Below are 25,820 nucleotides of genomic sequence, written 5' to 3'. Positions count from 1 at the left end.
GTGCCCACCGATGTATCAGGAAATTTCGCGACGGAATGGCGGCAATGCATTGAGGATGGCTTTGCCGTAACGCTGGGTGACCAGACGCCGATCCAGCAAGGTGATGGTGCCGCGGTCTTCTTCGGTACGCAGCAAGCGACCGCAGGCCTGGACCAGTTTCAGCGAGGCATCGGGCACGGAGATTTCCATGAACGGATTGCCGCCACGGGCTTCGATCCATTCCGCCAGCGCCGCTTCAACGGGATCGTCCGGCACCGAGAACGGGATCTTCGCGATCACCACGTGCTCGCAGTACGCGCCCGGCAAGTCGACCCCTTCGGCGAAACTCGCGAGGCCGAACAGCACACTGGAGTCCCCGCCATCGACACGCGCCTTGTGTTTGTTCAACGTTTCCTGCTTCGACAGGTTGCCTTGAATGAACACTTGCTTGCGCCAGTCGCGGTCGAGGCCGTCGAATACGTCCTGCATCTGCTTGCGCGAGGAGAACAACACCAGCGTACCGCGCGAGCCTTCAACCAAATCTGGTAAATCGCGAATGATCGCCGCAGTGTGGGCCGGCGCATCCCGCGGGTCGGCTTTCAGATCCGGCACGCGCAGTACGCCGGCATCGGCGTGGTGGAAGGGACTTGGGACCACAGCGGTCACGGCTTTTTTCGGCAGGCCGGCACGCATGCGGAAACGGTCGAAAGTGCCGAGGGCTGTCAACGTCGCCGAGGTCACCAATGCACCGTAAGCGACGTTCCACAGATTGCGCCGAAGCATTTCCGCCGCGAGGATCGGGCTGGCATTAACCTCGATGTCGAACAGCGAACCGCTTTCAGCCAGGGTCAGCCAACGAGCCATGGGCGGGTTGTCTTCCGGGTCTTCCGCAGTGAACGCCACCCACAATTCCCAATTGCCCGAGGAACGGGACAACAGGCTGCCGAACAGGGGATACCACTCTTCGGCCTGATTGCTGGCGATGCCAATGTTGACCTCGCCGTCCATGCCCTCCTTGAGCAACTCGGTGAGCCGGGTGAACAGGTCGGTAAGCCGGACAAAGCCCTTCTTCAACTCGATGCCCATCTCGCGCATGTGCTCGGGAATCACCCCGCCAACGAATCGGTGACGCGGCCGCTCGCGACCTTCGACGTCTTCGCCGGGTTTGAAATCGGCGGCCTGTTCACAGGCGGTGAACATGAATTGCTGCTGGGTCTTGATCTCGCGGGCCAGTTCCGGCACTTGCTCGATCAATTTGCCGAGGTCGCCTGGCAGCGGGTGTTGGGCCAACAATTTGGTGAGGTTTTTCGCGGTGGTTTCCAGCCAGTCAGCGGTGGAACGCAGGCGTGTGTAATGGGCGAAATGGCCGATGGCCTTGTCCGGCAGGTGATGGCCTTCGTCGAATACGTAGATGGTATCGCGCGGATCCGGCAGCACGGCACCGCCACCCAATGCGAGGTCGGCCAGCACCATGTCGTGGTTGGTGACGATAACGTCGACCTTGCCCATGCCTTCGCGTGCCTTGTAAAAGGCGCACTGGCCGAAGTTCGGGCAATGGCGGTTGGTGCATTGGCTGTGATCGGTGGTCAGACGCGCCCAGTCGGCGTCTTCCAGGGCCGTGGACCAACTGTCGCGGTCGCCGTCCCATTTATTGCCGGCGAGTTTTTCGATCATGCTGGTGAACAGCTTCTGACTGGCCTCGTCGACCTCGATCTTGAAGCCTTCTTCTTCGAACAGCTGCGCGGTAGCGGTTTGTGCGTGGCCTTCCTGCAGCAGCATGTCGAGTTTGGACAGGCACATGTAGCGCCCACGGCCCTTGGCCAACGCGAAGCTGAAATTCAGCCCGCTGTTGCGCATCAGGTCAGGTAAATCCTTGTAGACGATCTGCTCTTGCAGGGCCACGGTGGCCGTGGCGATCACCAGACGTTTGCCGGCAGCCTTGGCGGTCGGGATCGCCGCCAGGCTGTAGGCCACGGTTTTACCGGTACCGGTGCCGGCTTCCACCGCAACAATTGCGGGGTCGCCACTGCGCCGGCCTTCGTCGTCGGTGTCGATGTCACCGAGGACTTTGGCAATTTCGGCGATCATCAGGCGTTGGCCGTAGCGCGGTTTGAGGCTCTTGGCTTCGAGAAAACGCGAATAGGCGCCCTGGATCGTGGTTTTGAGTTCGGTGCTGATCATGGATTGTCGGGCGCAAAAAACGCTGGATAAATTTTCAGTGGTTTGGATGGGCAGCTATCATACCCCGCTAATTAATCCCGCGCAGAACGGAGTACCCCAATGACACCTTTTGGCATCGTTTATACCCTGCATGTCCTGTCCGCCCTGGTATGGGTAGGCGGCATGTTTTTCGCCTGGATGGTCTTGCGCCCCGCCGCAATGAAGGCGCTGGAGGGCCCCGCCCGGTTGAAGCTGTGGGTGGAAGTGTTTCAAGGATTTTTCCGCTGGGTCTGGGTCGCGGTCGTGCTGTTGCCGATAAGCGGTGTCGGCATGATTCATCTGCAATACGCCGGGTTCGAGACCGCGCCGCGCTATGTGCAGGTGATGATGGGGTTATACGTGGTGATGACGGCGCTATTTATCCGGATTCAGGCACTGATGTTGCCGCAGTTGCGCACAGCGGTGACGGCGCAGGATTGGCCGGCAGGTGCGGCGGTGCTCGGTAGAATTCGGCGGTTGGTGGGGATTAATCTGCTGGTGGGTTTGTTGCTGGTGGCAGTTGCTGCGGCGCGACCTATCTTTTAAAAAAGTATTGACTGATCGAACGCCATCGCGAGCAGGCAAGCTCCCACAGGGATCACACTATCCATTGTGGGAGCGAGCCTGCTCGCGATGGGTATCGTTCAGTCGGCAAACCTTTCGCAACTACTTACAACCGCTGAACCGTCACCGAACCCGTCGCACCGGCAGGCCCCGGCTGGCCATCAGCACCTGGTCGGCCACTCTGGCCACCCTCGGTGGTGTACACGAGACAGCCCTTGGCCTTGCCACCGGCCCCTGGTTTGCCGCCAGGTCCTGCAAGGCCACCGGCACCGCCAGCGACCTGAACCTTGATTTTATCCGCAGGGTATTCGCGCGGCACTTCCAGTTTTACCAAGGCACCCGAGGCGCCTGGCTGACCATCACTGCCATCGCTACCATCGGCACCGCGACCGGCCTGCCCCCAGGTGCAACCCGGTGCCTGGCCATTGCCGCCATCAAGTCCAAAAAATCCCGGAGCACCCGCACCGCCGCGAGCATCTACCGACAGTTGCGGTGCTTTCAGTGCCTTGATCTGCAAGTTCAGATTACGCCCCGACCGTGCCGCTTTCTGGAAGCTACCTGGCGCTCCCCTCGTGGTGATCTGGCTGCCTTCAGACAACTCGGCGCGCAGGACTTTCAATTCCAGCGCCTGCTCACTCGGCACGATGGCAATTCGCGCTTCACGCCCCAAATGCAATTCGCCCACCGTCACTTGGGTCACATTCGAAGGAATCAACAAGGTGCCGTAATCGGCGACTTCCAGCCGTTCCAGTTGCAAGGTGCTGGCCGTGTTGGGCAGGCGCATCAGCGAGTTGGTTTCGACACTGACAACCTGAGCGCAGGCCAGTGGACTGATAAAGGCGGCGAGCAGACAGAGATTACGCATGGGAAGCCTTGGATGCGGAGGGAGCCGGAATGGTTTGCAAATGAAACACGCCGAAAATGGCAATCTGAAAGCGATCACGCCAAGGATGGACGCGGCCTTTGAGGCTGCGGTTGCAGAACAACAGCTCCAGAAGATGGAACAGTGCCAGTACGCCACCGGCCAGTTCGACCAACGAGTGCAGCGGATAAACAAACGGCGTGAGCAGATTGACCAGCACCACAAACCAGAACAGCAGGGTCAATAACTTCCCCAGCCCCCAAAACACCTTCATACGCTCCCCCACTGATCATTATTCTTTGCGCGCACAGTAGCGGCTTCCACAAGGAGTACGCCAGAGGACAACTGAAAAATCTTGATGAAGACCGCCGAATGGCCGTCGATCCCACTACAAGGCTGGCCGACGGCTGTATTTCGTGGCTTAGGTCAAATTAATGTGCAAATCCACGCGACGGTTTTTCGCGCGCCCTTCTTCGGTATCGTTACTAGCCACAGGCTCACTTTCGCCCTTGCCTTCACTGGTGACTTTGTTCGGCGCTACGCCCTGACTCAGCAGGTAGTCCGCCACGGCACTGGCGCGGCGTTCCGAAAGCGCCTGATTGTAGGCATCGGTGCCGACGTTGTCGGTATGGCCGACCACCTTGATACTCATCACGTCGGCGCCTTGTAACCTGGACATCAAGGCATCCAGCTGACTCTTCGCTGCTGGGGTCAGGTCAGATTGGTTGGTGGCAAACAACACATTGCCAGCATCGCTGAGGGTGATGACTTCCGACTGCACAACCGGTTCTTTCACGCCACCCGGGTACTGTGGCAGCGGACAGCCATGATGCTCGACGGGCGTATTGGCAGGGGTATCGGGGCAACGATCACGTCGATCGAAGACACCATCGCCATCTTGGTCGCCATCCTGGGCGTAACAGATCAAGCCGCCGGTCAAGATTCCGAGCGCTGCGCCTCCGGCCGCCCAGGCACCACTTTCGATAGCGCCCAAACCTCCGCCCACCAGACCGCCAATGACGCTGCAGATCGGCCAGTTTTCTTGATTGAGAGGGGCAGTGCCATCGCTGTGAGTTGCGCATCCGGTCAGCAGGCTGCCAAGCAGCAGAACCGGTAGGACGGTCCTTGTGAGAACGCTCATATTGAAAGCTCCTGTGTTACCGGCCCATACCGGTTACACAGGAGTAAAGACCCGCATCCGCGACTGCACAAGCCGCGGAGCGGAAGGGGCTTAGCGCTGGATATGGATTTCTGTGCGACGGTTCTGCGCGCGGCCGTCAGCGGTGCTGTTATCGGCGACCGGATTGGTTTCACCAGCACCGACCACAGACACGAAGCTGCTGCGTGGCACGCCTTTCTGGATGAGGTATTCAACCACCGAGTGAGCGCGTTTATCCGACAATTTCTGGTTGTAGGCATCGCTGCCCACGCTGTCGGTATAACCGGTAACGGTCAATTGAGCAGTAGGTGCTTCCGCTTTCAAGCGCGTGGCAATCTTGTCGAGTACCTCCTTGTCAGATGCGGTGAGCGTGGCTTTGTCAAACTGGAAGTGAACATCGCGGATGACAATCGTTTCTTCCTTGACCACAACGGCCTCTTCAACCACTGGCGCTGGTGGAGGGCAACCGTTGGCATCGACATGCACGCCGTGTGGAGTGCCTGGGCACTTGTCGCGGCTATCCGGTACACCATCGCCATCTTCGTCGCCATCACCGTGCACCCAGCAATAGGCCGCTGCCGTGCCGCCGACAAGCAGCGCACCATAGCCTGCCCACGCCGAGCTCTCGGTCGCGCCGAGACCCGCGCCCACGACACCACCGACCAACGCACAGGTCGGCCAGTCGGTTTTCTGCAAACCTGCGCAACCAGTCAACACACTGGTTAGCAGAACCAAGGGTAATGCTGTCCGAACTATGCTCATCTAGTTTTCTCCTGAGGGATCGGCTTAGAACCGATTCTGGTAGTAAAGACCCGAGTATTAATCTGCGCCAGCAACAGGCCATGGCTGTTTTAAACGTGTTCACCACGGATTGGCGTATTTGCTGTCAACCTGCGCTAGGCCCGCACGTTCAGGCAGGCTAGTCTTGGCGCTCTGATTGAGGATCTTTGATGATTGCAGGTATTTCTTCGCGCACGCCGCAGCAGGCGTTGGCTGCTTTGCTGGACCGTTACGCCCCCGCACAGCTCTTGTTGATCGGCGCCAGTGAGTTCCCCGCGCTGGAGGCATTCAAGCTTGCTCACCCGGATACATGTGTGGCCCATGCGCCCCCCGGGCCATTGCCCGAAGAACTGGCGGCGCGCCGGTTTGACCTGGCGCTGGCGGTCGATTGCCTCGAACATTTGCCCAAGCGCGATGGCCTGAACCTGCTCGGCGGGATCCGCAACCTCAACGCCAGCCGCATTGCCGTGCTGGCGGATTTGTCGGCCAGTGGCTGGCAGGAGACGGATTTTTTCTCCCTGGCCCTGCAAGCGAGCGAGCGCTTCCAGCGCGATGAACAAGTGTTGACCCTGTTTACCTATGATCTGCTTGAATACAAGCAAGTACCCGACTGGCTCAACTCTCGCTTTTGGGCCAATCCGGAAAACTTCGGGAAATATTGGTGGTAATGCAATGAATACATCCATTTGCCCTTGTGGCAGCGGCACCCTGCTCGATGCCTGTTGCGGTCATTACCATGCCGGGCACCCGGCGCCGTGTGCCGAAGCCTTGATGCGTTCACGCTACAGCGCCTACGTGCTGGGGCTGATCGACTACCTGGTGGCGACCACCCTGCCTGCGCAACAGTCCGGCCTGAATCGTGAATCCATCAGCGACTGGAGCGCACAGAGCACATGGCTGGGTCTGGAAGTGGAAGGCTCCGAAGTTTTTGGCGGCCAGCCGGAACACGCGTTCGTGACCTTTACCGCGCGCTGGCACGATGGCACCGGCGAACACAGCCACCGTGAGCGCTCGTCATTCGTGCAGAATGCCGGCCACTGGTACTTCATCGACCCTACCGTGCAACTCAAGGCCGGGCGCAATGACGCTTGCCCATGCGCCAGCGGGCAAAAATTCAAGAAGTGTTGTGCAGGTTATTTCAGCAATTGAGGTGACGCCCCTGTAGCAGGTTGAAGGGAGATACACGACCATGATCACCCGGCGACACGCATTTTATCTGCTCAGCCTGCTTCTGTTTTTGGGGCTCACCGGCTGTGCGTCCTGGTTCGATGACGATGAACCGGACCCCGAGGTGCATCTGGTCAAAGTCGAAGTCGTGCGGGCAAAACTGCTGGAACAGAAATTTCTCCTGCACTTTCGTATCGACAACCCCAACGACAGCGACTTGACCGTGCGCAGCCTCGAATACCGGATTCACTTGGGTGACATCCTGCTGACTGAAGGCGACTACGACAACTGGTTCACAATCGGCCCCAAGCACAGCGCCTACTTGAAAGTGCCGATCCGTACCAACCTGTGGCCTCAGGTGCGGACCCTCATGAAAATGCTGAAAAAACCCGATCAGCCCATTCCCTATCGTCTTGAAGGTGAACTGCAAACCGGTTTATTCATCGCGCATGACGTGCACCTGGCGCGCAATGGCGTGATAATCGCCGCCGATTTAATTCCGGAGTAAACCCGATGACCCAGCAACCCCACGTCCATGGCCCTGACTGCAACCACGACCATGACCATCACGACCATCATGATCACGACCATGGCCATGTTCACGGCCCAAACTGTGGCCACGCCCCCCAGGAACCGGTGCGCAACGCCCTGAAAGACGTCGGCCGCAACGACCCTTGCCCGTGCGGCAACGGCAAGAAGTTCAAGAAGTGCCACGGCGCTTGATGCTTCGAGCGGAGAAATTTTTCGCTTGTTGAATCGCTATCGCGAGCAGGCTCGCTCCCACATTGGATGTTCGGTGTACAACGATCCCTGTGGGAGCGAGCCTGCTCGCGATGACTGACTTGAAGTCACCCCTTCAGGATCTGCGCAGTGCTGACGACCGTCGCATACTCCCCGTGCAAATTCCCCAGTGACATCGCATGCACGTCCTCGGCTGATCGGGCATTACCAAAATAATCCGCCTTGTCGAAGGTAAAGCACGCATCCTCCACCACCCATGTTTCAAACCCCAGGTTGCCGGCCGTTCGCGCCGTGGACTCCACCGAGTTGTTCGTTGCCACGCCAACAATCACCAATTGATCAATTCTCGCCTCGCGCAAACGCGCCTCCAGCTCCGTTGCACAAAAGGCATCCGGCACCTGTTTCTGAATCAGCTGCTCACCCGCCATTGGTTCAAACCGTTGCTGAAACTCCACGCCTGATTGCTGCGGCCAGAACACTGAATCCGCTGAGCGGGACAAGTGCTGCACATGAATCACCGGTCGCCCGGCCCGACGCCAAACCCCCAACAACTCAAGGATTCGCTCCTCGGCCTGTGGATTATTTCGGCGACCGAGTCTCGGGTGCAGAATGCCTTTTTGTTGATCAATGATGATCAGCGCTGCGTGGGTCTTGAGCTCCATTGCGGTTTTTCTCATGCAAGGTCATTGAGTCTCACCACTTCAGCATCACGTCCTCTAACAGGCAAGTCATGGAACGCTGGAGGACTTCCCGGCTGTATTGCGACCGTTGAATCAGACAAATCTTGAAATAACCCCGCCCGCCGCTTGCGCGCCCTCCTCCTGCTCACTAACGTAGCGCCTTTATTGCGCCTCTACCCCCGCAGGAGCTTTGCCATGGCCTCGCCAGCCCTTACACATTTTCTTCCCCGGTTCGGCGTTGCCGCAGCAGTAGCCAGTGTTTTGAGCCTGACCGGTTGTCAGACCATGAACGCGCAGGACACCCTCCCGCCGGCCTCCGGCGTGCAGCCGCTCAAGGGCTTGGCGCAGAACGTTTCGGTCCGCCGCAATGCCATGGGCATGCCGCTGATTGAAAGCAACAGCTACCACGACGCGTTGTTCGCCTTGGGTTACGTCCATGCCAGCGACCGCATCACGCAAATGGTGACGTTGCGCCTGCTGGCCGAAGGTCGTCTGGCGGAAATGTCCGGCACTGACTTGCTGGATGCCGACCGCTATATGCGCGCGGTCAACCTGAAAAAAAATGCCGGCGAGCTGTATAAAGCTTCTTCGCCGCGCCTCAAACGTTTCTTCGAAGTCTATGCTCGCGGCGTCAACGCCTACCTGTTCCGCTACCGCGACAAGCTGCCGGCGGACCTCGCGGCCACCGGTTACAAACCGGAATACTGGAAACCGGAAGATTCGGCGCTGATTTTCTGCCTGCTGAACTTCAGCCAATCAGCCAACCTGCCGGAAGAAATTTCCTCGTTGATGCTGGCTCAGACCGTCACCACCGACAAACTCGCCTGGCTGACGCCGTCCGCGCCGGATGAAAAACTGCCGCTGGCTGAAGCCGAAAAACTGCAAGGCATCAAGCTCAACGGGGCTATCCCCGGGTTGGCCGAGATCAGTAAAGCCACGACCCAACTGTCCGACCTGAATCTGTTGGGCGCCAGCGCGTCGAACAACTGGGCGATCGGCCCGCAACGCAGCCGCAGTGGCAAAAGCCTGCTGGCCAGCGACAGCGATGGCTCGCTCGGCGTGCCGTCATTGTTCAGTTACGTGCAGATTCGCGCGCCGAAATATCAAGCCTCGGGCGTGACCATTGCCGGTCTGCCAATGGTACTCAGTGGTTTCAACGGCAAAGTGGCCTGGAGCATGACCACGGTCATGGGCGACAACCAGGACCTGTTCCTGGAAAAAATCAAACGCCAGGGCAACGGCCTCACGTACGAAGTAGCCGGCAAATGGCAGCCAGCAGTCGTGCGCAACGAAACCTACTTCGTCAAAGGCCAGCGACCCATTCGCGAAGCGGTGTACGAAACCCGTCACGGTCCGCTGCTCAACAGTGCCCAAGGCACGACACTGGCGAACGGTTTCGGCCTGGCCCTGCAAACGCCGAACTTCACCGACGACAAAACCCTGGACGCGTTTTTCGACCTGTCCCGGGCCCAGACGGTCGAGAACGCGTCGGACGCCAGCCGCGAAATCCGCGCCATCGCACTGAACCTGGTCTTCGCCGACGCCAGCAACATCGCCTGGCAAGTCACCGGCCGCTACCCGAACCGCCGCGAAGGCGAAGGCCTGTTCCCGTCGCCGGGTTGGGAAGGTCGCTACGATTGGGACGGTTACGCCGACCCGATGCTGCACCCCTACGACCAGGACCCGGCCCAAGGCTGGCTCGGCACCGCCAACCAGCGCGTCATTCCCCATGGCTACGGCATGCAATTGTCCAATTCCTGGGCGGCACCGGAGCGTGGTGAACGCATGGCCGAACTGGCGGGCGCGGGCAAACACGACATGCGCAGCGTGATCGCGATGCAGTATGACCAGACCACCACGTTCGCCGCCAAACTGAAGAAAATGTTTGAAGCACCGGGCATGGCCCAGCCACTCAAGCAGGCGATTGATGCGTTGCCGGTTGCCGATCGGGCCAAGGCTCACGAGGCGTATACGCGCCTGATGGCGTTCGACGGCAAGCTCGCCGCGACCTCCGCTGATGCGGCGCTGTATGAGTTGTTTCTGCAGGAAAGCATGAAGCAAATCTTCCTGGACGAACTGGGTCCGCAAAGCAGCCCGACCTGGAAAGCCTTCGTGGCCAACGGCAAGTTGTCCTACGCCGCTCAAGCCGATCATCTGCTGGGGCGCGAAGACAGCCCGTTCTGGGATGACGTGCGCACGCCACAAAAAGAAGACAAACCGGCGATTCTCGCTCGCAGTCTGGCAGCGGCGATCAGCGCCGGTGACAGTCAGTTGGGCGGCGATCACAAAGCCTGGCAGTGGGGCAAACTGCACCGCTATGAATGGAAAAATGCCAACGACCAGACCGTCCGCGGGCCAGTCGCGGCGGGCGGTGACCACACCACGTTGAACACGGCGGCTTTCGCCTGGGGTCAGGACTTCAACACCACGCTGGCGCCGGCCATGCGCTTTATCGTCGACTTTGGCCAGGCGGAGCCGCTGATGGGCCAAAACAGCACCGGTCAGTCGGGCAACCCTGCCAGCCCGAACTACCTCAACAGCATCGAGCCTTGGCTCAAAGGGCAATACATGAGCCTGCCGATGCAACCGCAGAACTTTGACAAGGTGTATGGCAAGACTCAGTTGACCCTGACACCCGGCAAGTAAGGCTCACCACCGAACCCATGTAGGAGCAAGCCCGCTCCTGCATGGGAAATGTGATTGTTCAATGGATTCAGATAGAACTTCTGGCTCCACGCCAACCTCATAGCTAACAAGTCCCTCCATCCTGGCAATGACATGGATCTTGTTATCGCGCGTCCTGAAGGCTTGTACTGCCCGGCCGGGGATTTCTATATCGACCCGTGGCGGCCCGTCGAGCGCTCGGTCATCACCCACGCTCACAGCGATCATGCCCGTAGTGGCAATCGACACTACCTGACGGCTTCAGCCGGCGAAGGCATATTGCGCGCTCGTCTCGGTGCAGACATCAATCTGCAAACCCTGCCATACGGCAAGGTCCTCAAACATCATGGCGTCACCCTCAGTTTTCACCCCGCCGGCCACGTACTCGGCTCGGCCCAGGTGCGCCTGGAATACGGTGGCGAAGTCTGGGTTGCCTCAGGGGATTACAAGACCGAAGCCGACGGCACCTGTGCGCCCTTCGAACCGGTGCGATGCCATACTTTCATCACCGAATCGACCTTCGGCTTGCCGATTTATCGCTGGCAACCCCAGGCCGAAGTGTTTGCCGAGATCAATCAGTGGTGGCAGGCCAATGCCGCCGCCGACATTGCCAGCGTGCTGCTCTGCTACTCGTTCGGCAAAGCCCAGCGCATTCTCCACGGCATCGATGCCAGCGTCGGCCCCATTCTGGTGCACGGCGCCGTGGAGCCGCTCAATCAGGTGTATCGCCAGAGCGGCGTTTTCCTACCCCCAACACTCTATGCCGGCGACGTCAAGAAGAGCGATCCGATGATGCGCAAAGCCCTGATCATCGCCCCGCCGTCAGCGGGCGCCAGCACTTGGATGCGTCGTTTCGGTGAGTACAGCGACGGCTTCGCCAGCGGCTGGATGCGTTTGCGAGGCACTCGCCGCCGGCGCGGAGTCGACCGCGGATTTGTCCTGTCCGACCACGCCGACTGGCCGGGCCTGCTGTGGGCGATTGAACAGACCGGCGCCGAGCGAGTCATGGTGACCCACGGCTCAGTCGGCGTGCTGGTGCGCCATCTGCGTGAACAGGGACTGGATGCACAGGGCTTCAACACTGAGTACGGCGATGACGAGGAAGAAAACGCCGGGATCGAACCTGAAAAAGACAAGGTGCTGGCATGAAGGCATTCGCCGAGCTGTATGCCGAACTCGACGCCACCACGTCGAGCAACGCCAAACTGGCCGCGATGCAACACTACTTTGCCCAGGCCTCACCGCAAGATGCCGCATGGGCGGTGTATTTTTTGTCCGGTGGGCGGCCGCGGCAACTGGTCCCTGTGCGCGTGCTGCGAGAGCTGGCGCAAGCGTTTTCCGGGCTTGAACCCTGGCTGTTCGAAGAGAGTTATCAAGCGGTGGGTGATCTGGCGGAAACCATCTCACTGGTATTGCCCGAATCGCCGCACCGTTCCACCGACGGGTTAGCGGCATGGATTGAAGACAAGCTGCTGCCACTGCGTGGCGAATCCCCCGAAGTGCTTGCCGAGCGCCTGCCCGAACTCTGGGCACAACTGGATCGCACCAGCCTGATGCTGTGCATCAAACTGATCACCGGCAGCTTCCGCGTTGGCGTATCCAAGTTGCTGGTGACCCGTGCGCTGGCGGCCATGGCCGGGCTCGACAGCAAACGCGTGGCCCAGCGAATGGTCGGGTACACCGACCTCACAAATCGCCCGAAAGCGGTGAGTTACCTGAAACTGATCGCCGCCGAATCCGCGGGTGAACACGCTGAGCGGGGTGGTCAGCCCTATCCTTTTTTTCTGGCCCATGCGCTGTCGCAACCGGTCGAGCGATTCGAAGGGTTGCTTGGCCCCGCCAACCAATGGCTGGTGGAATGGAAATGGGATGGTATTCGTGCCCAAGTGGTCAAGCGCGACGGGCGTTTGTGGATCTGGTCGCGGGGGGAAGAGTTGGTGACTGAGCGCTTTCCCGAGTTCGATCATCTGGTGCACGGCTTACCTGACGGCACCGTGATCGACGGCGAAATCGTTGCCTGGAAAGCGGCCCGACCCAACACCGAGGATGCATTTGACCCGACTGAACCCGCCACACCAACCGTACAACCGTTCGCCCTGTTGCAACAGCGAATCGGACGCAAAGTCCTCAGCAAAAGAATCCTCGACGATGTGCCCGTGGTTGTCCTCGCCTACGACCTGCTGGAATGGCAAGGCGCCGACTGGCGCAATCAACCGCTGGCCACGCGTCGCGCTCAGTTGGAAACAGTCGTCGCCACCTGCAACAGCCCGGCGTTACTCGTCTCACCGATACTCACCGGCGATGACTGGTTCGACCTCGCCCGCCAAAGGGAAGCCTCCCGCCGACTCGGCGTCGAAGGCATGATGCTCAAGGCGCGGGATGCGCTGTACGGGGTCGGCCGAACCAAGGACATGGGTGTGTGGTGGAAATGGAAAGTCGACCCGTTCAGCGTCGACGCAGTGCTGATCTATGCGCAACGCGGCCATGGACGCCGCGCCAGTCTCTACAGCGATTACACCTTCGCGGTGTGGGACGCGCCGCCCGATGCCAGCGAACGCAACCTGGTGCCCTTCGCCAAGGCCTATTCCGGACTGACAGATGAAGAGATCCGTCAGGTCGACAACATTGTGCGCAAAACCACCGTGGAGAAATTCGGCCCGGTCAGCAGCGTGAAACCGAGCCTGGTCTTTGAATTGGGATTCGAAGGCATTGCCCTGTCAAAAAGACACAAGAGTGGGGTCGCCGTGCGTTTTCCAAGGATGCTGCGCTGGCGTCAGGACAAGACGGTTGAAGAGGCTGACGACCTCGGTACATTGCAGAATCTATTGAGCTGACCGGATCTCTTTGTGGGAGCGAGCCTGCTCGCGAAGAGGGAGTGTCAGCCACATCCATCTCGACTGATACGCCGTCTTCGCGAGCAAGCTCGCTCCTACAGTAATTTGTGTCAGCCTGAACTACATTGGTGCGGCACTTTCATAGCGCCCGTTTTCGTGCACAATTGCCGCGCAGTCATTTCTTGTATGACCTTTTAAAACGCTTGTTCGGGACTCTGGTTCGGAAATTGCTACTTCATCAGGTCTTACGCTTTCCAGTAACAATAATTCTGCGCCACAAGCGCTCATATTGGTTCTTAGGGATTGAATAATGAAAAAAGCATTGCTGACCTTTTCTGCACTGGCGTTGTGCATGGCTGCTGGTTCCGCACTGGCCAAGGAGTACAAAGAATTGCGTTTTGGCGTTGACCCTTCCTACGCACCCTTCGAGTCGAAAGCGGCCGACGGTAGCCTGGTAGGCTTCGACATCGATCTGGGGAATGCGATCTGCGCCGAGCTGAAGGTTAAATGCAAATGGGTCGAAAGCGATTTCGACGGCATGATTCCGGGTCTCAAGGCCAATAAATTCGACGGTGTGATCTCTTCGATGACCGTCACCGAAGCCCGCGAAAAAGTCATCGACTTCTCCAGCGAGCTGTTCTCCGGCCCGACGGCCTACGTGTCCAAGAAAGGTTCTGGCGTGACTGAAGACGTCGCCTCGCTCAAGGGCAAAACCGTCGGCTACGAACAAGGCACCATTCAGGAAGCCTATGCCAAAGCCGTTCTGGACAAGGCTGGCGTGAAAACCCAGGCCTACGCCAACCAGGATCAGGTCTACTCCGACTTGACGTCCGGTCGTCTCGATGCAGGGATTCAGGACATGCTGCAAGCCGAACTGGGCTTCCTGAAGTCGCCACAAGGCGCCGACTATGATGTCAGCAAGCCGCTCGACGACCATTTGCTGCCGGCCAAAACCGCCGTCGGCATTAAGAAAGGTAACACCGAGCTGAAGGCACTTTTGGATAAAGGTATCAAAGCGTTACACGATGATGGCACCTACGCCACCATTCAGAAGAAACACTTTGGCGATCTGAACCTGTACAGCGGCAAATAATGCCCGGCGCCCATCTCGCGATGGGCGCTTTTTTCATCCGATCAGGTTGCTGATTTTATGTTCGAAAACCTATTACAAAATCTGGGGCTCTCTGCCTTCAGCCTCAAGGGCTTCGGCCCGCTGCTGATGCAAGGCACCTGGATGACGATCAAGTTGTCGGCGTTGTCGCTATTGGTGGCCGTGTTGCTCGGACTACTCGGCGCCAGTGCCAAGCTGTCAAAAGTCAAACTGATGCGCGTGCCTGCCCAGCTTTACACCACCCTTATTCGCGGCGTCCCGGACCTGGTCCTGATGCTGCTGATTTTCTACAGCCTGCAAACCTGGCTGACGTCGCTGACCGATTACATGGAATGGGAATACATCGAGATCAACCCGTTCAGCGCCGGGGTCATTACCCTTGGCTTCATCTACGGCGCGTATTTCACCGAAACCTTCCGTGGCGCGATTCTCGCCGTCCCACGGGGCCAGGTCGAAGCGGCCACCGCTTATGGCCTCAAGCGCGGCCAGCGTTTCTGGATCGTCGTGTTCCCGCAGATGATGCGTTATGCCCTGCCGGGTATCGGTAACAACTGGATGGTGATGCTCAAGGCCACGGCCCTGGTGTCGATCATCGGCCTTGCCGATCTGGTCAAGGCTGCTCAGGACGCCGGAAAAAGCAGCTATCAGCTGTTTTATTTCTTGGTGCTCGCCGCGCTGATCTACCTGGCGATCACCAGCGCGTCCAACTTCATTCTGCGCAGGCTTGAACGTCGTTACTCCGCCGGTACCCGGGAGGCCGTACGATGATCGAACTTCTGCAGGAATACTGGAAACCTTTCCTCTATAGCGACGGCAACAACATCACCGGTCTGGCCATGACAATGTGGCTGCTCAGCGCTTCGATCTTCTTCGGTTTTATCGTGTCGATCCCGCTGTCAATCGCCCGTGTATCGCCGCGCTTCTACATTCGTTGGCCGGTGCAGTTCTATACCTATCTGTTTCGTGGTACGCCGCTCTATATCCAGCTATTGATCTGTTACACGGGGATCTACAGCCTGGCGGCCATTCGGGCTCAACCGGTACTGGATGCGTTCTTTCGCGATGCGATGAACTGCACCATCCTCGCCTTCGCCCTGAACACCTGCGCCTACACCACGGAGATTTTCGCCGGGGCGATTCGCAGCATGAACCACGGTGAAGTCGAAGCCGCCAAAGCGTATGGCCTGACCGGCTGGAAGCTGTATGCCTACGTGATCATGCCGTCAGCCCTGCGTCGCTCGTTGCCCTATTACAGCAACGAAGTGATTCTGATGCTGCACTCGACCACCGTGGCGTTCACCGCGACCATTCCGGACATCTTGAAAGTCGCTCGGGACGCCAACTCGGCGACCTTCCTGACCTTTCAGTCGTTCGGCATTGCCGCGCTGATCTACCTGACCGTGACCTTTGCGCTGGTCGGCCTGTTCCGTCTCGCCGAACGGCGATGGCTGGCCTTCCTCGGGCCGACTCACTAGGACCCGCTTTAGGGATAAAGAGACATGCGCCACCAGATTCATGACCTGCTGGCCCCGCTGCCGGGGACCGCACGACAGATCCACAGTTTTCATTACGGCCCTACATCGGCCAAAGGCAAGATCTACATCCAGTCGTCACTGCATGCCGATGAAATGCCTGGCATGTTGGTGGCCTGGCATCTCAAGCAGCGCTTGGCGGAACTCGAAGCCGCCGGCCGGCTGCGCAGCGAGATCGTATTGGTGCCGGTGGCCAATCCGATCGGCCTGGAACAAGTGTTGTTGGAGGTTCCGCTGGGTCGCTTCGAGCTCGAAAGCGGTCAGAACTTCAATCGCTGGTTCGTCGATGTGAGCGAAGCGGTCGGCAATGAGATCGAAGGCCAACTCGGTGACGATCCGCAACATAACCTTGGGCTGATCCGCGACAGTTTGCGCAACGCCCTGGCCAAGCAGACCGCCAGCACTCAACTGCAATCCCAGCGCCTGACCCTGCAACGCCTGGCCTGCGATGCGGACATGGTGCTGGACCTGCATTGCGATTTCGAAGCCGTCGCGCACCTTTACACCACGCCGGAAGCCTGGCCGCAGGTCGAGCCCTTGGCGCGATACATCGGTGCCGAGGCGAGCTTGCTGGCCACCGACTCCGGCGGCCAATCATTCGATGAATGTTTCACCCTGCTCTGGTGGCAGTTGAAGGAGCGCTTCGGCGAACGCTTCGACATTCCGCTGGGCAGTTTTTCGGTGACGGTCGAGTTGCGCGGCCAGGGTGACGTCAATCATCCGCTGGCCAGCCTCGATTGCCAGGCGCTGATCGATTACCTGATTCACTTCGGCGCCATTGCCGGCGAACCGGTGCCACTGCCTGAGCTGCCCTACCCGGCCACACCGCTGGCCGGCGTAGAGCCTGTGGCCACACCGGTCGGCGGTCTGCTGGTGTTCACCGCGCTGCCGGGGGAGTACCTGGAAGCCGGGCAGTTGATCGCCGAAATCATTGACCCGATCAACGATCGCGTCACCCCCGTTCATTGCACCGCCGCCGGGCTGATGTACGCCCGCTCGCTGCGGCGCATGGCCACTGCCGGCATGGTGATCGCGCACGTCGCGGGCACCGAAGCCTATCGCAGCGGCTACCTACTTTCGCCTTGAGGATGCATGCCCCATGTACAAACTGACCATCGAAGGCCTGCATAAAAGCTATGGCGATCATGAAGTCCTCAAAGGCGTTTCGCTCAAGGCCAACACCGGTGACGTCATCAGCCTGATCGGCGCCAGCGGCTCGGGCAAAAGTACGTTCCTGCGCTGCATCAACTTTCTGGAACAACCCAACGACGGCGCCATGAGCCTCGACGGGCAGAACATTCGCATGATCAAGGATCGTCACGGCATGCACGTGGCCGATGCCAATGAACTGCAACGGATCCGCACCCGCCTGGCCATGGTGTTCCAACACTTCAACCTGTGGAGCCACATGACCGTGCTGGAAAACATCACCATGGCCCCGCGCCGGGTGTTGGGTTGCAGCAAGGAAGAGGCTGAAGACCGCGCCCGGCGTTATCTGGACAAGGTTGGCCTGGCCGCGCGCGTTGCCGATCAGTACCCGGCATTTCTGTCCGGCGGCCAGCAACAGCGGGTCGCCATTGCCCGGGCGCTGGCCATGGAACCGGAAGTCATGTTGTTTGATGAACCGACGTCGGCGCTCGACCCGGAACTGGTGGGTGAAGTCCTGCGAGTGATCCAGGGCCTGGCCGAAGAGGGCCGGACCATGATCATGGTGACGCACGAAATGAGCTTCGCCCGCAAAGTCTCCAGCCAGGTGCTGTTCCTGCACAAAGGTCTGGTGGAAGAAGAAGGCGCACCGGATGACGTGCTGGGCAATCCGAAGAGTGAACGGCTGCAGCAGTTCCTGAGCGGCAATCTGAAATAATCTCGCTCCAAAAATAATAGCCAGACAGCTGACGTCTTTGCGGACATCAGCTGACTGGCCATTATTTTTGGCGGCAGATCAGGCGACAGGCGCCGGAGGCGGCTCATCCGGCAAAGTAGGTTCACCGGGTTCCGTCGGCTGTTCGTTCGGAGAATCGGGGTCTGGTTGACCGGGGATGCCCCCCGTCATGCTGACGGGTGGATGTGCCAACAAGGACCAGGCCAAAACGCCAATCTGATTGGGCTCAAGCCTTGCCAGTTCGGCACTTATTCGCGGATCGATCTTCATAAAGCACTCCTGAGCGAAGGCCCCGCCCGCTGTGCGCGAACCGGGCAGTACACCCCATAGAGTGTCTACCCGCTCAAGAATTCCCGCTGACTGTCCAGATGAACGGATCAGGTGCGCGGCAGGGTGACGCCGAGCTGGCCTTGATACTTGCCGCCACGGTCCTTATAGGAAACTTCGCACTCTTCGTCGGATTCGAAGAACAGCATCTGTGCGACGCCTTCGTTGGCGTAGATTTTCGCCGGCAGCGTCGTGGTGTTGGAGAACTCCAGCGTTACGTGCCCTTCCCACTCAGGCTCAAGCGGCGTCACGTTGACGATGATGCCGCAGCGCGCGTAAGTGCTTTTACCCAGGCAGATGGTCAGCACGTTGCGTGGAATACGGAAGAATTCCACGGTACGGGCCAAGGCGAAGGAGTTTGGCGGAATGATGCAAACATCGCTTTTAACGTCGACGAAGCTCTTCTCGTCGAAGTTCTTCGGATCAACGGTCGCAGAATTGATGTTGGTGAACACCTTGAATTCATCAGCGCAGCGCACGTCGTAGCCATAGCTCGAAACACCGTAGGAAATCACGCGCTCGGCGCCTTCGCCGCGCACCTGGCGCTCAACGAAGGGTTCGATCATGCCGTGCTCTTGCGCCATGCGGCGAATCCACTTGTCCGATTTGATGCTCATGGCGGGTGTCCTGAATAGCGAGGTGGAAAAATTCTGTTCGGCATCTTACCGGGCGCGCGCTTCGGGTTCAAAGTCTGGGGCAAAATTCTCACGGATCCCCCCTGAATTCGGGGCCTTTCCGCAAATTCGATTGACCGTCAGTCCTGAATTCAGAGAAACCTTCGCAAGAAGCATTGGCACGTTCGGGAAAAAGGGTTAAGGTGGCGCCACTGTGCTGCTTGTGTCACTGAGAATCTCTACACGATATGTTGAATTTCGATCCAACCATCTACAAGAATTTTTCCTGCTCTTTGCACTCAGTCTCGGCCAGGGTTCTTCCTGAGTCGCAGTTATCTTTGTTCAAGGAGTTACACCATGTCTAATCGCCAAACCGGTACCGTTAAGTGGTTCAACGATGAAAAAGGCTTCGGCTTCATCACTCCACAATCCGGTGACGACCTGTTCGTTCACTTCAAAGCTATCCAATCCGACGGCTTCAAAAGCCTGAAAGAAGGCCAACAGGTTTCTTTCATCGCTACCCGCGGTCAGAAAGGCATGCAAGCTGAAGAAGTTCAAGTTATCTAACTTGTACTTGCTTTAGTAAAAAGCCCCGCCCTTAAAAGCGGGGCTTTTTTGTGCCTGAATGTTTTGCAGGCACAAAAAGATCGCAGCCAATGACTGCGATTTTTTTTGCCTTACCAGGCCACGCCAAACCCGGCGGTGTAGCGGATCTGGTCCAAATCAGCGTCTTCGGTACCGCTGACGACATCTCGCTCGGCCTTCAGGTTCAGCGACGCCCATTCGGTCACCTTGTAGCGCAAGCCCAATTGCGCATCGAGTGCGTAATTGGCCACGTCCGACAACGGCTTACCCACTTCGCCATTGGTGAAGAGTTCCACCTTCTTGCCAATCAGGTAACGGTTGTAATCCCACGTCATGGCCAGGGCATAGAAGTTGTCCTTGCCGCCGTCCGTGAACTCGTAATCCGTGCGATTGACCAGCGAGCCCAGCGAGAATGCACCCAATTCGTCGTCCCAGAACTGATATCCCGGACCGGTACCGACGGTGCGCTGACGGGAAAGGTTTTCGACTTTATCGCGCTTATAAACTGCCCGCCCCTGCCAGAACCATTTCTCGGTCAGGAAGCGATCGAGCGAGTATTCCGCTCGCCAGTTGTCAGTCGTAACAACGTCATCCTGGAATTCGCGGTTGTACTCGCCTTCCGCCGTATGCCGCCATTTACCATGGCGCGCAGTTGTCTTGAAGGCGATGTTGTAATCATCGGTGTCATTTTCCGCCCGCTGGTAATCCAGCGCCGCGTCGATATTCCCCTTCCACACCAGATCTTCGACCACCGGCTTGGGCTTAAGTATCTGCTGAATACTGGCCAGCTCCACCGTCCTGGGAGCCTCGCCATTTTCCAGTGTCACCTTGCCGTCGCCTGCCGCATGCAGCGACTTGGCCTTCTCGCCCGTGTACGCATCCTGCTTGACCAGCAACTCTTGATCGCTTTCCAGGGTTTTGACCTGTTTCCAGTCAATCGGGATCGCACCGGCGTACTCGGTCTGGATCACCAATTTGCCGCCATCGAATAACGTGATCTTGCCGCTCAACTTGTCACCGTTCTTCAACCAAACGGTATCGGCGAACAAGGGCGTGGAAGCACTCAGGACAGCGAGGCAAAGCAGTGTTCTGGACAACATAAGCAAAAACAGACTCAAGTTTGCGAAAAAAAGTCGGCATTATCCTCAGGAATAAGACCCTAGCAAGGACTGACCCGACTCTTTCTATTGAGTTCATTTCTCAAACAGTGATCCGGGTTTTACTCTACAAACGGCAATGCGACATTTTTCAGGAATTGCGGACGTGACCGAACCAACCTCCGAAACCGAAAGTGCGGCGCAAATCCGACGCACGGCACTCTACCTGACGCTGGCACAAGTGCCAGAAGGCAAAGTGGTGAGCTATGGTCAACTCGCGGAGCTGGCCGGACTCGGTCGTGCTGCCCGCTGGGTCGGACGCACACTGAGCCAATTGCCGGGCGACACCAAACTGCCCTGGCATCGAGTTCTTGGTGCCGGCGGTCGGATAAGCCTGCCTGTGGGCAGCCCTTCAGGGGATGAGCAGCGCGCGCGATTGCGCTCGGAAGGTGTCAGTATCCAGAACAATCGAGTTGATATTCAGCGCCATGGCTGGCGCCCGGTAGAGCACAGCGGTTAGAGTGCGCGCTTTGTTTCCGTAATTCTTGAGGCAGACTCCAGCCCATGCCCCGTAAAACCTGGCGCGCCGCGCTCGCCGCCTATGCCAGCCCTTCGACGCTCGTGTTGTTGCTGCTTGGTTTCGCCGCCGGCCTGCCCTACATGCTGGTGTTTTCGACGCTTTCCGTCTGGCTTCGCGAGGCAGGTGTAGCTCGTGAAACCATTGGCTATGCAAGTCTCATTGGCTTGGCCTATGCCTTTAAATGGGTCTGGTCCCCCCTGCTCGATCAATGGCGCCTGCCATTTCTCGGCAAATTGGGGCGACGACGCTCGTGGCTGGTGTTATCGCAGGCGCTGGTGATCCTCGGTCTGGTCGGCATGGGTTTTTGCGACCCACAAAAGCATTTGTCCTGGCTGATCGCCATCGCGGTCGTCGTCGCCTTCGCCTCGGCGACGCAGGACATTGCTGTCGACGCCTATCGCCTGGAAATCGCCGAAGACAGTCGTCAGGCAGCACTCGCCGCCAGCTATATGTCGGGTTATCGGATCGCCGCGCTGCTCGCGACGGCCGGCGCGCTGTTCTTCGCCGAGGGCTTCGGCTCCACCGGCTTCAATTATCAGCATTCGGCCTGGGCAGGTACCTACGTGCTGTTTGGCGCGCTGATGGTTCCAGCATTGATCACCTCACTGTTCATGCGCGAACCACCGGTACCACTGCGCACCCAGCTTCAGGCCGGCCGCTACAGCTTTGCGCATCAACTGGCGTCGGTGTTTGTGCTGATCGTGTTGCTGGTGTCCGTGCCAGCCATGTTCACTCAACTCTATTACACCGACTTCGCCAGCGTCCTGTTCCAAGGCGTAAGCCTGCTCGACCTGGTACTCGAAGACCGGGCACTCCTGCGGGCGATCCTCTACATCACGCTGACCGCCATGTGCTTGTCGACCCTGGGTCGCCGCGGTCTGGCGCCGGTGCTGACGCCGGTCAACGACTTCATTACGCGGTATCGCTGGCAAGCCTTCCTGCTGCTGGGCCTGATCGCCACCTATCGGATGTCCGACACGGTGATGGGCGTCATGGCCAATGTGTTCTACATCGATCAGGGATTCACCAAGGATCAGATTGCCGGGGTCAGTAAAGTCTTCGGCCTGATCATGACCCTGGTCGGTGCCGGCATGGGCGGCCTGCTGATTGTGCGCTTCGGCATTCTGCCGATTCTGATGATCGGCGGCATTGCGTCGGCCGGCACCAACCTGCTGTTCCTGATGCTCGCCGACATGGGCGCCAACCTGAATATGCTGATCCTTACCATATCCCTGGACAACTTCAGCTCGGGCCTGGCGACATCGGCGTTCGTCGCGTATCTGTCGAGCCTGACCAACCTAAAGTTCTCCGCCACCCAGTACGCCCTGCTCAGCTCGATCATGCTGCTTCTGCCACGCCTGATCGGCGGCTACTCGGGGGTCATGGTCGAGAAATTCGGCTATCACAATTTCTTCTTGATCACCGCCCTGCTCGGTGTTCCAACACTGCTGCTGATCGCCCTCCACTGGTTCCAGGAGAGCCGTCGTGCAGGTCCGACACCGACGCCAGAGCCGGCTCCGCCCCAGATCGTGGAAGAATCGCAGGAGTCATCGCAAAGGGCGGTGTGATTCCCGCCCTCCTGCCACATCACCGACCGCACGCCTGTACGCCAGCGGATCTCGCCCGTACAATGCTCCGTCATTTCTCGTCATCAGCAACCGACAACGGCCAACCATGCGCACCAGTCAATTTTTGCTCGCCACACAGAAAGAAACGCCTTCCGACGCGGTCGTGATCAGCCATCAGCTGATGCTGCGCGCCGGCATGATCCGCAAACTCGCCTCGGGCCTCTACACCTGGCTGCCGATGGGCTTGCGAGTAATGCGCAAGGTCGAAGCTGTCGTTCGTGAAGAAATGAACGCCGCAGGCTCTCTTGAAGTGTTGATGCCGAGCACACAACCGGCTGAGCTGTGGCAGGAATCCGGTCGCTGGGAAGAATACGGCCCTGAATTGCTGCGCTTCAAGGATCGCCACGGTCGTGATTTCTGTGCGGGCCCGACCCACGAAGAAGTGATCACCGATCTGATGCGCAACGAGTTGAGCAGCTACAAACAGCTGCCAATCAACCTGTACCAGATCCAGACCAAATTCCGAGATGAAATCCGTCCACGCTTCGGCTTGATGCGCGGTCGTGAATTCATCATGAAGGACGCCTATTCGTTCCACGCTGACCAGCCTTCGCTGCAAGTCACCTACGACCGCATGCACCAGGCCTACTGCAACGTGTTCACCCGTCTGGGCCTGAAGTTCCGTCCTGTAGAAGCCGACAACGGCTCCATCGGCGGCGCCGGTTCCCACGAGTTCCACGTACTGGCCGATTCCGGCGAAGACGACATCGTCTTCAGCAACGGTTCTGACTACGCGGCGAACATCGAGAAAGCCGAAGCGGTACCACGGGAAACCTCGCGCGCGCAGCCTGCCGAAGAACTGCGCCTGGTCGACACCCCGAACGCCAAGACCATTGCGCAACTGGTCGAAGGCTTCAACTTGCCGATCGAAAAGACTATCAAAACCCTGGTGGTTCACGCTGAAGAGCCAGGCAAGCTGATTGCCCTGATCATCCGTGGCGACCACGAACTGAACGAAATCAAGGCGGCCAACCAGCCAGGCGTTGCCAGCCCGCTGGTCATGGCGTCCGAAAGCGAACTGCGCGACGCCATTGGCGCCGGCGCTGGCTCTCTGGGCCCGTTGAACCTGCCACTGCCGATCATCATCGACCGCTCCGTCGAGCTGATGAGCGACTTCGGCATTGGTGCCAACATCGACGACAAACACTACTTCGGTGTGAACTGGGAGCGAGACCTGCCGGTTCCGACCATTGCCGACCTGCGTAACGTGGTAGCCGGCGACCCAAGCCCGGATGGCAAGGGCACGCTGGAAATCAAGCGTGGTATTGAAGTCGGGCACATCTTCCAACTGGGCAACAAGTACAGCAAAGCGATGAAATGCGAAGTGCTGGGCGAGAACGGCAAACCGGTCACCCTGGAAATGGGTTGCTACGGCATCGGCGTTTCCCGCGTGGTGGCGGCGGCCATCGAACAGAACAACGACGCCAACGGCATCATCTGGAGCGACACCCTTGCGCCGTTCCAGGTTGCGCTGGTGCCATTGCGCTACGAAACCGAACAGGTCCGCGAAGCCACCGACAAACTCTATGCAGAGCTGACCGCAGCCGGCTTCGAAGTTCTGCTGGATGACCGCGACAAGAAGACCAGCCCCGGCATCAAGTTCGCGGACATGGAACTGATCGGCATTCCTCACCGCATCGTGGTGAGTGACCGCGGTCTTGCCGAAGGCAATCTGGAATACAAGAGCCGCACCGAACCTGAAGCTCAAGCGCTGCCAGTCGCTGACGTGCTGTCTTTCCTCCAGGCCCGTATCCGCCGCTGACACCAGATAGAGAAGTCATGTTCAAGCGAAACACCTTAGGCCTCGGTGGTGCCGCCCTGTGCGGCACCCTGCTGGTCAGCGGCTGCGCCAATCAGATGTCGCAACGTAGCGAGCACGAGGAACGTGTCGAGCGAAAATTGCTCGATCACAGCCTGCAGATCGATGTCGGTGACCCCAAGGTGCTTGATCTACCGCAACGTCGGGTGAAGATCCACGAGCAGAAGACCTTCGAAGTCACCGAATTCGAAGTCACACGCAATTACGATCGCTACACACCTTACCAACCCTGGCGGGAGATCTATGAAATCCCGCTGGGCGCGGTGGCCGTCATCGCCGGTGTCGGCGCAAACGTGGTCAACGTGTTTACCCTTGGCAACCTGCCGGACAGCGTGACCAAGGATTGGCTGAGCTACGGCTTCGCCGGGCTCAACCCGTTCATGAACGTTCAGTCTCACGGCCGTGCGCAGCAAAACCTGGCCAGCATCGACGAAGTTCAGCTCGACAAACGCACTGAATACTCGAGCCTGCCCTGGAGCGAACGTCCGGTGGAGGTCAAGGCCGGCAAGGAAACGTTCGAACTGAGCACCGACAAAAACGGCGTTTTGCGCATCAATCTGCTGGACAGCCCGTTCGCCGAGCATGACATCAACCATATAACCCGCCTGTTGATCACAGTCGAAAACGGTCCGGACGATGTGCACACTAAATCATCTTTGGAAGTCAGCAGCTCTTTGCGCGGCAAGCTGCTCGAAGCCCACGGACTGATTTACGACGATCTCGAAGACGACGAAGTGAGTCAGTGGGTACACCGGGTCAAGCGCCTGTCGGAACTGGGTCTGGAAGAAGAAGCCAGCGAACTGGAGCAAAGCCTGATCGAACTGACGCGCAACGATCCCGAGTTGCAGACCGAATTCCTCAAGTCGCTGACCAAGGATGCAGGGCGTCTGGTCGCGGGCCAGGGACCGAATTAAAGGCAAAAAGCTTCGCGAGCAGGCTCGCCTCCACATGGATCTTGGGTATGACATAGATCCAATGCAGGAGCGGGCTTGCCCGCGAAGGCGACCTGACATTCA

General features: G+C 58.8%; 27 protein-coding genes. 18 read left to right on the top strand and 9 right to left on the bottom strand.

Going from position 1 to position 25,820, the window contains the following annotated elements; genetic code table 11:
- Positions 1-15: 15 nt before the first annotated feature.
- Positions 16-2,160: an ATP-dependent DNA helicase DinG gene (dinG, locus tag AC3ISI_RS05700; RefSeq protein WP_489335853.1), complete on the bottom strand. Its 2,145-nt coding sequence runs from the start codon at positions 2,158-2,160 to the stop codon at positions 16-18.
- 99 nt (positions 2,161-2,259) lie between these two features.
- On the opposite strand from dinG, the gene AC3ISI_RS05695 reads away from it, so the two are divergent.
- On the top strand, positions 2,260-2,724 hold the full coding sequence (locus tag AC3ISI_RS05695; protein WP_489335851.1) for a CopD family protein: 465 nt from the start codon (positions 2,260-2,262) through the stop codon (positions 2,722-2,724).
- Between the two features lie 124 nt (positions 2,725-2,848).
- Here AC3ISI_RS05695 and AC3ISI_RS05690 read toward each other — a convergent pair whose 3' ends face one another.
- From AC3ISI_RS05690 to AC3ISI_RS05675, 4 genes are all read right to left on the bottom strand, one after another.
- Positions 2,849-3,607 (bottom strand): collagen-like protein, encoded by a 759-nt coding sequence (locus AC3ISI_RS05690; RefSeq protein WP_489335850.1) that lies wholly within the window; start codon positions 3,605-3,607, stop codon positions 2,849-2,851.
- Positions 3,600-3,878, bottom strand: coding sequence for a DUF1145 domain-containing protein (locus AC3ISI_RS05685; protein ID WP_489335848.1), 279 nt, complete (start codon positions 3,876-3,878; stop codon positions 3,600-3,602). Before AC3ISI_RS05685 ends, AC3ISI_RS05690 begins: the two co-directional genes overlap by 8 nt.
- Before the next feature lie 147 nt (positions 3,879-4,025).
- The gene (locus tag AC3ISI_RS05680) at positions 4,026-4,745 is read right to left on the bottom strand and encodes a PA1041 family peptidoglycan-binding anchor lipoprotein (protein ID WP_489335847.1); all 720 of its coding nucleotides are present in this window, start codon (positions 4,743-4,745) and stop codon (positions 4,026-4,028) included.
- 90 nt (positions 4,746-4,835) lie between these two features.
- The gene (locus AC3ISI_RS05675) at positions 4,836-5,525 is read right to left on the bottom strand and encodes a PA1041 family peptidoglycan-binding anchor lipoprotein (protein ID WP_489335846.1); all 690 of its coding nucleotides are present in this window, start codon (positions 5,523-5,525) and stop codon (positions 4,836-4,838) included.
- A 188-nt stretch (positions 5,526-5,713) separates the two neighbouring features.
- Here AC3ISI_RS05675 and AC3ISI_RS05670 point away from each other — a divergent pair, with 188 nt between their 5' ends.
- Genes AC3ISI_RS05670 through AC3ISI_RS05655 form a run of 4 tightly spaced genes read left to right on the top strand, consistent with a single transcriptional unit; the run spans position 5,714 to position 7,433 of the window.
- On the top strand, positions 5,714-6,211 hold the full coding sequence (locus tag AC3ISI_RS05670) for a DUF6231 family protein (RefSeq protein WP_489335844.1): 498 nt from the start codon (positions 5,714-5,716) through the stop codon (positions 6,209-6,211).
- 4 nt (positions 6,212-6,215) lie between these two features.
- On the top strand, positions 6,216-6,692 hold the full coding sequence (locus AC3ISI_RS05665) for a YchJ family protein (protein ID WP_489335843.1): 477 nt from the start codon (positions 6,216-6,218) through the stop codon (positions 6,690-6,692).
- 40 nt (positions 6,693-6,732) lie between these two features.
- Complete coding sequence (locus AC3ISI_RS05660) at positions 6,733-7,218, top strand: LEA/WHy family protein (RefSeq protein ID WP_489335842.1); 486 nt, start codon at positions 6,733-6,735, stop codon at positions 7,216-7,218.
- Between the two features lie 5 nt (positions 7,219-7,223).
- Positions 7,224-7,433: an SEC-C metal-binding domain-containing protein gene (locus tag AC3ISI_RS05655; protein WP_150780435.1), complete on the top strand. Its 210-nt coding sequence runs from the start codon at positions 7,224-7,226 to the stop codon at positions 7,431-7,433.
- Positions 7,434-7,558: 125 nt separating this feature from the next.
- Here the strand turns inward: AC3ISI_RS05655 and AC3ISI_RS05650 are convergent, their stop codons facing one another.
- The gene (locus tag AC3ISI_RS05650; protein WP_489337627.1) at positions 7,559-8,113 is read right to left on the bottom strand and encodes a cysteine hydrolase family protein; all 555 of its coding nucleotides are present in this window, start codon (positions 8,111-8,113) and stop codon (positions 7,559-7,561) included.
- Positions 8,114-8,326: 213 nt separating this feature from the next.
- On the opposite strand from AC3ISI_RS05650, the gene AC3ISI_RS05645 reads away from it, so the two are divergent.
- The 8 genes from AC3ISI_RS05645 to AC3ISI_RS05610 all read left to right on the top strand — a co-directional run bounded on the left by AC3ISI_RS05645 (position 8,327) and on the right by AC3ISI_RS05610 (position 18,136).
- Positions 8,327-10,777 carry a penicillin acylase family protein gene (locus AC3ISI_RS05645; protein WP_489335841.1) on the top strand — a complete coding sequence of 817 codons (2,451 nt, stop codon included), beginning with the start codon at positions 8,327-8,329 and terminating at the stop codon, positions 10,775-10,777.
- A gap of 132 nt (positions 10,778-10,909) precedes the next feature.
- On the top strand, positions 10,910-11,944 hold the full coding sequence (locus AC3ISI_RS05640) for a ligase-associated DNA damage response exonuclease (RefSeq protein ID WP_489335840.1): 1,035 nt from the start codon (positions 10,910-10,912) through the stop codon (positions 11,942-11,944).
- On the top strand, positions 11,941-13,629 hold the full coding sequence (locus AC3ISI_RS05635) for an ATP-dependent DNA ligase (protein ID WP_489335839.1): 1,689 nt from the start codon (positions 11,941-11,943) through the stop codon (positions 13,627-13,629). Before AC3ISI_RS05640 ends, AC3ISI_RS05635 begins: the two co-directional genes overlap by 4 nt.
- A gap of 310 nt (positions 13,630-13,939) precedes the next feature.
- Positions 13,940-14,722: a transporter substrate-binding domain-containing protein gene (locus AC3ISI_RS05630; protein WP_489335838.1), complete on the top strand. Its 783-nt coding sequence runs from the start codon at positions 13,940-13,942 to the stop codon at positions 14,720-14,722.
- Between the two features lie 57 nt (positions 14,723-14,779).
- On the top strand, positions 14,780-15,508 hold the full coding sequence (locus AC3ISI_RS05625; protein WP_489335837.1) for an ABC transporter permease: 729 nt from the start codon (positions 14,780-14,782) through the stop codon (positions 15,506-15,508).
- Positions 15,505-16,215: an ABC transporter permease gene (locus tag AC3ISI_RS05620; RefSeq protein ID WP_027925663.1), complete on the top strand. Its 711-nt coding sequence runs from the start codon at positions 15,505-15,507 to the stop codon at positions 16,213-16,215. The genes AC3ISI_RS05625 and AC3ISI_RS05620 overlap by 4 nt, the downstream gene beginning before the upstream one ends.
- Positions 16,216-16,239: 24 nt before the next feature.
- Entirely contained in the window at positions 16,240-17,358 is a 1,119-nt protein-coding gene (locus AC3ISI_RS05615) for a succinylglutamate desuccinylase/aspartoacylase family protein (protein ID WP_489335835.1), read from the top strand.
- Between the two features lie 13 nt (positions 17,359-17,371).
- Entirely contained in the window at positions 17,372-18,136 is a 765-nt protein-coding gene (locus AC3ISI_RS05610) for an ABC transporter ATP-binding protein (RefSeq protein ID WP_489335834.1), read from the top strand.
- A 78-nt stretch (positions 18,137-18,214) separates the two neighbouring features.
- On the opposite strand, the gene AC3ISI_RS05605 is transcribed toward AC3ISI_RS05610, so the two are convergent.
- A complete protein-coding gene (locus AC3ISI_RS05605; protein ID WP_489335832.1) occupies positions 18,215-18,424 on the bottom strand; it encodes a hypothetical protein in 210 nt (69 codons plus the stop codon).
- A gap of 107 nt (positions 18,425-18,531) precedes the next feature.
- Positions 18,532-19,098, bottom strand: coding sequence for a dCTP deaminase (gene dcd, locus AC3ISI_RS05600; protein WP_007947207.1), 567 nt, complete (start codon positions 19,096-19,098; stop codon positions 18,532-18,534).
- Between the two features lie 354 nt (positions 19,099-19,452).
- Here dcd and AC3ISI_RS05595 point away from each other — a divergent pair, with 354 nt between their 5' ends.
- Complete coding sequence (locus AC3ISI_RS05595; RefSeq protein WP_002554837.1) at positions 19,453-19,662, top strand: cold-shock protein; 210 nt, start codon at positions 19,453-19,455, stop codon at positions 19,660-19,662.
- Between the two features lie 110 nt (positions 19,663-19,772).
- Here AC3ISI_RS05595 and AC3ISI_RS05590 read toward each other — a convergent pair whose 3' ends face one another.
- Entirely contained in the window at positions 19,773-20,780 is a 1,008-nt protein-coding gene (locus AC3ISI_RS05590) for a DUF481 domain-containing protein (protein ID WP_489335830.1), read from the bottom strand.
- 136 nt (positions 20,781-20,916) lie between these two features.
- On the opposite strand from AC3ISI_RS05590, the gene AC3ISI_RS05585 reads away from it, so the two are divergent.
- The 4 genes from AC3ISI_RS05585 (at position 20,917) to AC3ISI_RS05570 (ending at position 25,718) form a co-directional block, all read left to right on the top strand.
- Entirely contained in the window at positions 20,917-21,297 is a 381-nt protein-coding gene (locus AC3ISI_RS05585; protein ID WP_489335829.1) for an MGMT family protein, read from the top strand.
- A gap of 44 nt (positions 21,298-21,341) precedes the next feature.
- Entirely contained in the window at positions 21,342-22,925 is a 1,584-nt protein-coding gene (locus AC3ISI_RS05580; protein WP_489335828.1) for an AmpG family muropeptide MFS transporter, read from the top strand.
- A gap of 106 nt (positions 22,926-23,031) precedes the next feature.
- Positions 23,032-24,747, top strand: coding sequence for a proline--tRNA ligase (locus AC3ISI_RS05575; RefSeq protein ID WP_489335827.1), 1,716 nt, complete (start codon positions 23,032-23,034; stop codon positions 24,745-24,747).
- 17 nt (positions 24,748-24,764) lie between these two features.
- A complete protein-coding gene (locus tag AC3ISI_RS05570; protein ID WP_489335825.1) occupies positions 24,765-25,718 on the top strand; it encodes a hypothetical protein in 954 nt (317 codons plus the stop codon).
- Positions 25,719-25,820 lie beyond the last annotated feature (102 nt).

The sequence above is a fragment of the Pseudomonas sp. GL_139_B genome, from assembly GCF_057834475.1.
This window is presented reverse-complemented; position numbering and strand designations above follow the sequence as displayed.

Bases quoted from the DNA above. Each gene is read 5' to 3' on its own strand.
- dinG (WP_489335853.1), bottom strand. From the start codon at position 2,160: ATGATCAGCACCGAACTCAAAACCACGATCCAGGGCGCCTATTCGCGT.
- AC3ISI_RS05695 (WP_489335851.1), top strand. From the start codon at position 2,260: ATGACACCTTTTGGCATCGTTTATACCCTGCATGTCCTGTCCGCCCTG.
- AC3ISI_RS05690 (WP_489335850.1), bottom strand. From the start codon at position 3,607: ATGCGTAATCTCTGTCTGCTCGCCGCCTTTATCAGTCCACTGGCCTGC.
- AC3ISI_RS05685 (WP_489335848.1), bottom strand. From the start codon at position 3,878: ATGAAGGTGTTTTGGGGGCTGGGGAAGTTATTGACCCTGCTGTTCTGG.
- AC3ISI_RS05680 (WP_489335847.1), bottom strand. From the start codon at position 4,745: ATGAGCGTTCTCACAAGGACCGTCCTACCGGTTCTGCTGCTTGGCAGC.
- AC3ISI_RS05675 (WP_489335846.1), bottom strand. From the start codon at position 5,525: ATGAGCATAGTTCGGACAGCATTACCCTTGGTTCTGCTAACCAGTGTG.
- AC3ISI_RS05670 (WP_489335844.1), top strand. From the start codon at position 5,714: ATGATTGCAGGTATTTCTTCGCGCACGCCGCAGCAGGCGTTGGCTGCT.
- AC3ISI_RS05665 (WP_489335843.1), top strand. From the start codon at position 6,216: ATGAATACATCCATTTGCCCTTGTGGCAGCGGCACCCTGCTCGATGCC.
- AC3ISI_RS05660 (WP_489335842.1), top strand. From the start codon at position 6,733: ATGATCACCCGGCGACACGCATTTTATCTGCTCAGCCTGCTTCTGTTT.
- AC3ISI_RS05655 (WP_150780435.1), top strand. From the start codon at position 7,224: ATGACCCAGCAACCCCACGTCCATGGCCCTGACTGCAACCACGACCAT.
- AC3ISI_RS05650 (WP_489337627.1), bottom strand. From the start codon at position 8,113: ATGGAGCTCAAGACCCACGCAGCGCTGATCATCATTGATCAACAAAAA.
- AC3ISI_RS05645 (WP_489335841.1), top strand. From the start codon at position 8,327: ATGGCCTCGCCAGCCCTTACACATTTTCTTCCCCGGTTCGGCGTTGCC.
- AC3ISI_RS05640 (WP_489335840.1), top strand. From the start codon at position 10,910: ATGGATCTTGTTATCGCGCGTCCTGAAGGCTTGTACTGCCCGGCCGGG.
- AC3ISI_RS05635 (WP_489335839.1), top strand. From the start codon at position 11,941: ATGAAGGCATTCGCCGAGCTGTATGCCGAACTCGACGCCACCACGTCG.
- AC3ISI_RS05630 (WP_489335838.1), top strand. From the start codon at position 13,940: ATGAAAAAAGCATTGCTGACCTTTTCTGCACTGGCGTTGTGCATGGCT.
- AC3ISI_RS05625 (WP_489335837.1), top strand. From the start codon at position 14,780: ATGTTCGAAAACCTATTACAAAATCTGGGGCTCTCTGCCTTCAGCCTC.
- AC3ISI_RS05620 (WP_027925663.1), top strand. From the start codon at position 15,505: ATGATCGAACTTCTGCAGGAATACTGGAAACCTTTCCTCTATAGCGAC.
- AC3ISI_RS05615 (WP_489335835.1), top strand. From the start codon at position 16,240: ATGCGCCACCAGATTCATGACCTGCTGGCCCCGCTGCCGGGGACCGCA.
- AC3ISI_RS05610 (WP_489335834.1), top strand. From the start codon at position 17,372: ATGTACAAACTGACCATCGAAGGCCTGCATAAAAGCTATGGCGATCAT.
- AC3ISI_RS05605 (WP_489335832.1), bottom strand. From the start codon at position 18,424: ATGAAGATCGATCCGCGAATAAGTGCCGAACTGGCAAGGCTTGAGCCC.
- dcd (WP_007947207.1), bottom strand. From the start codon at position 19,098: ATGAGCATCAAATCGGACAAGTGGATTCGCCGCATGGCGCAAGAGCAC.
- AC3ISI_RS05595 (WP_002554837.1), top strand. From the start codon at position 19,453: ATGTCTAATCGCCAAACCGGTACCGTTAAGTGGTTCAACGATGAAAAA.
- AC3ISI_RS05590 (WP_489335830.1), bottom strand. From the start codon at position 20,780: ATGTTGTCCAGAACACTGCTTTGCCTCGCTGTCCTGAGTGCTTCCACG.
- AC3ISI_RS05585 (WP_489335829.1), top strand. From the start codon at position 20,917: ATGCGACATTTTTCAGGAATTGCGGACGTGACCGAACCAACCTCCGAA.
- AC3ISI_RS05580 (WP_489335828.1), top strand. From the start codon at position 21,342: ATGCCCCGTAAAACCTGGCGCGCCGCGCTCGCCGCCTATGCCAGCCCT.
- AC3ISI_RS05575 (WP_489335827.1), top strand. From the start codon at position 23,032: ATGCGCACCAGTCAATTTTTGCTCGCCACACAGAAAGAAACGCCTTCC.
- AC3ISI_RS05570 (WP_489335825.1), top strand. From the start codon at position 24,765: ATGTTCAAGCGAAACACCTTAGGCCTCGGTGGTGCCGCCCTGTGCGGC.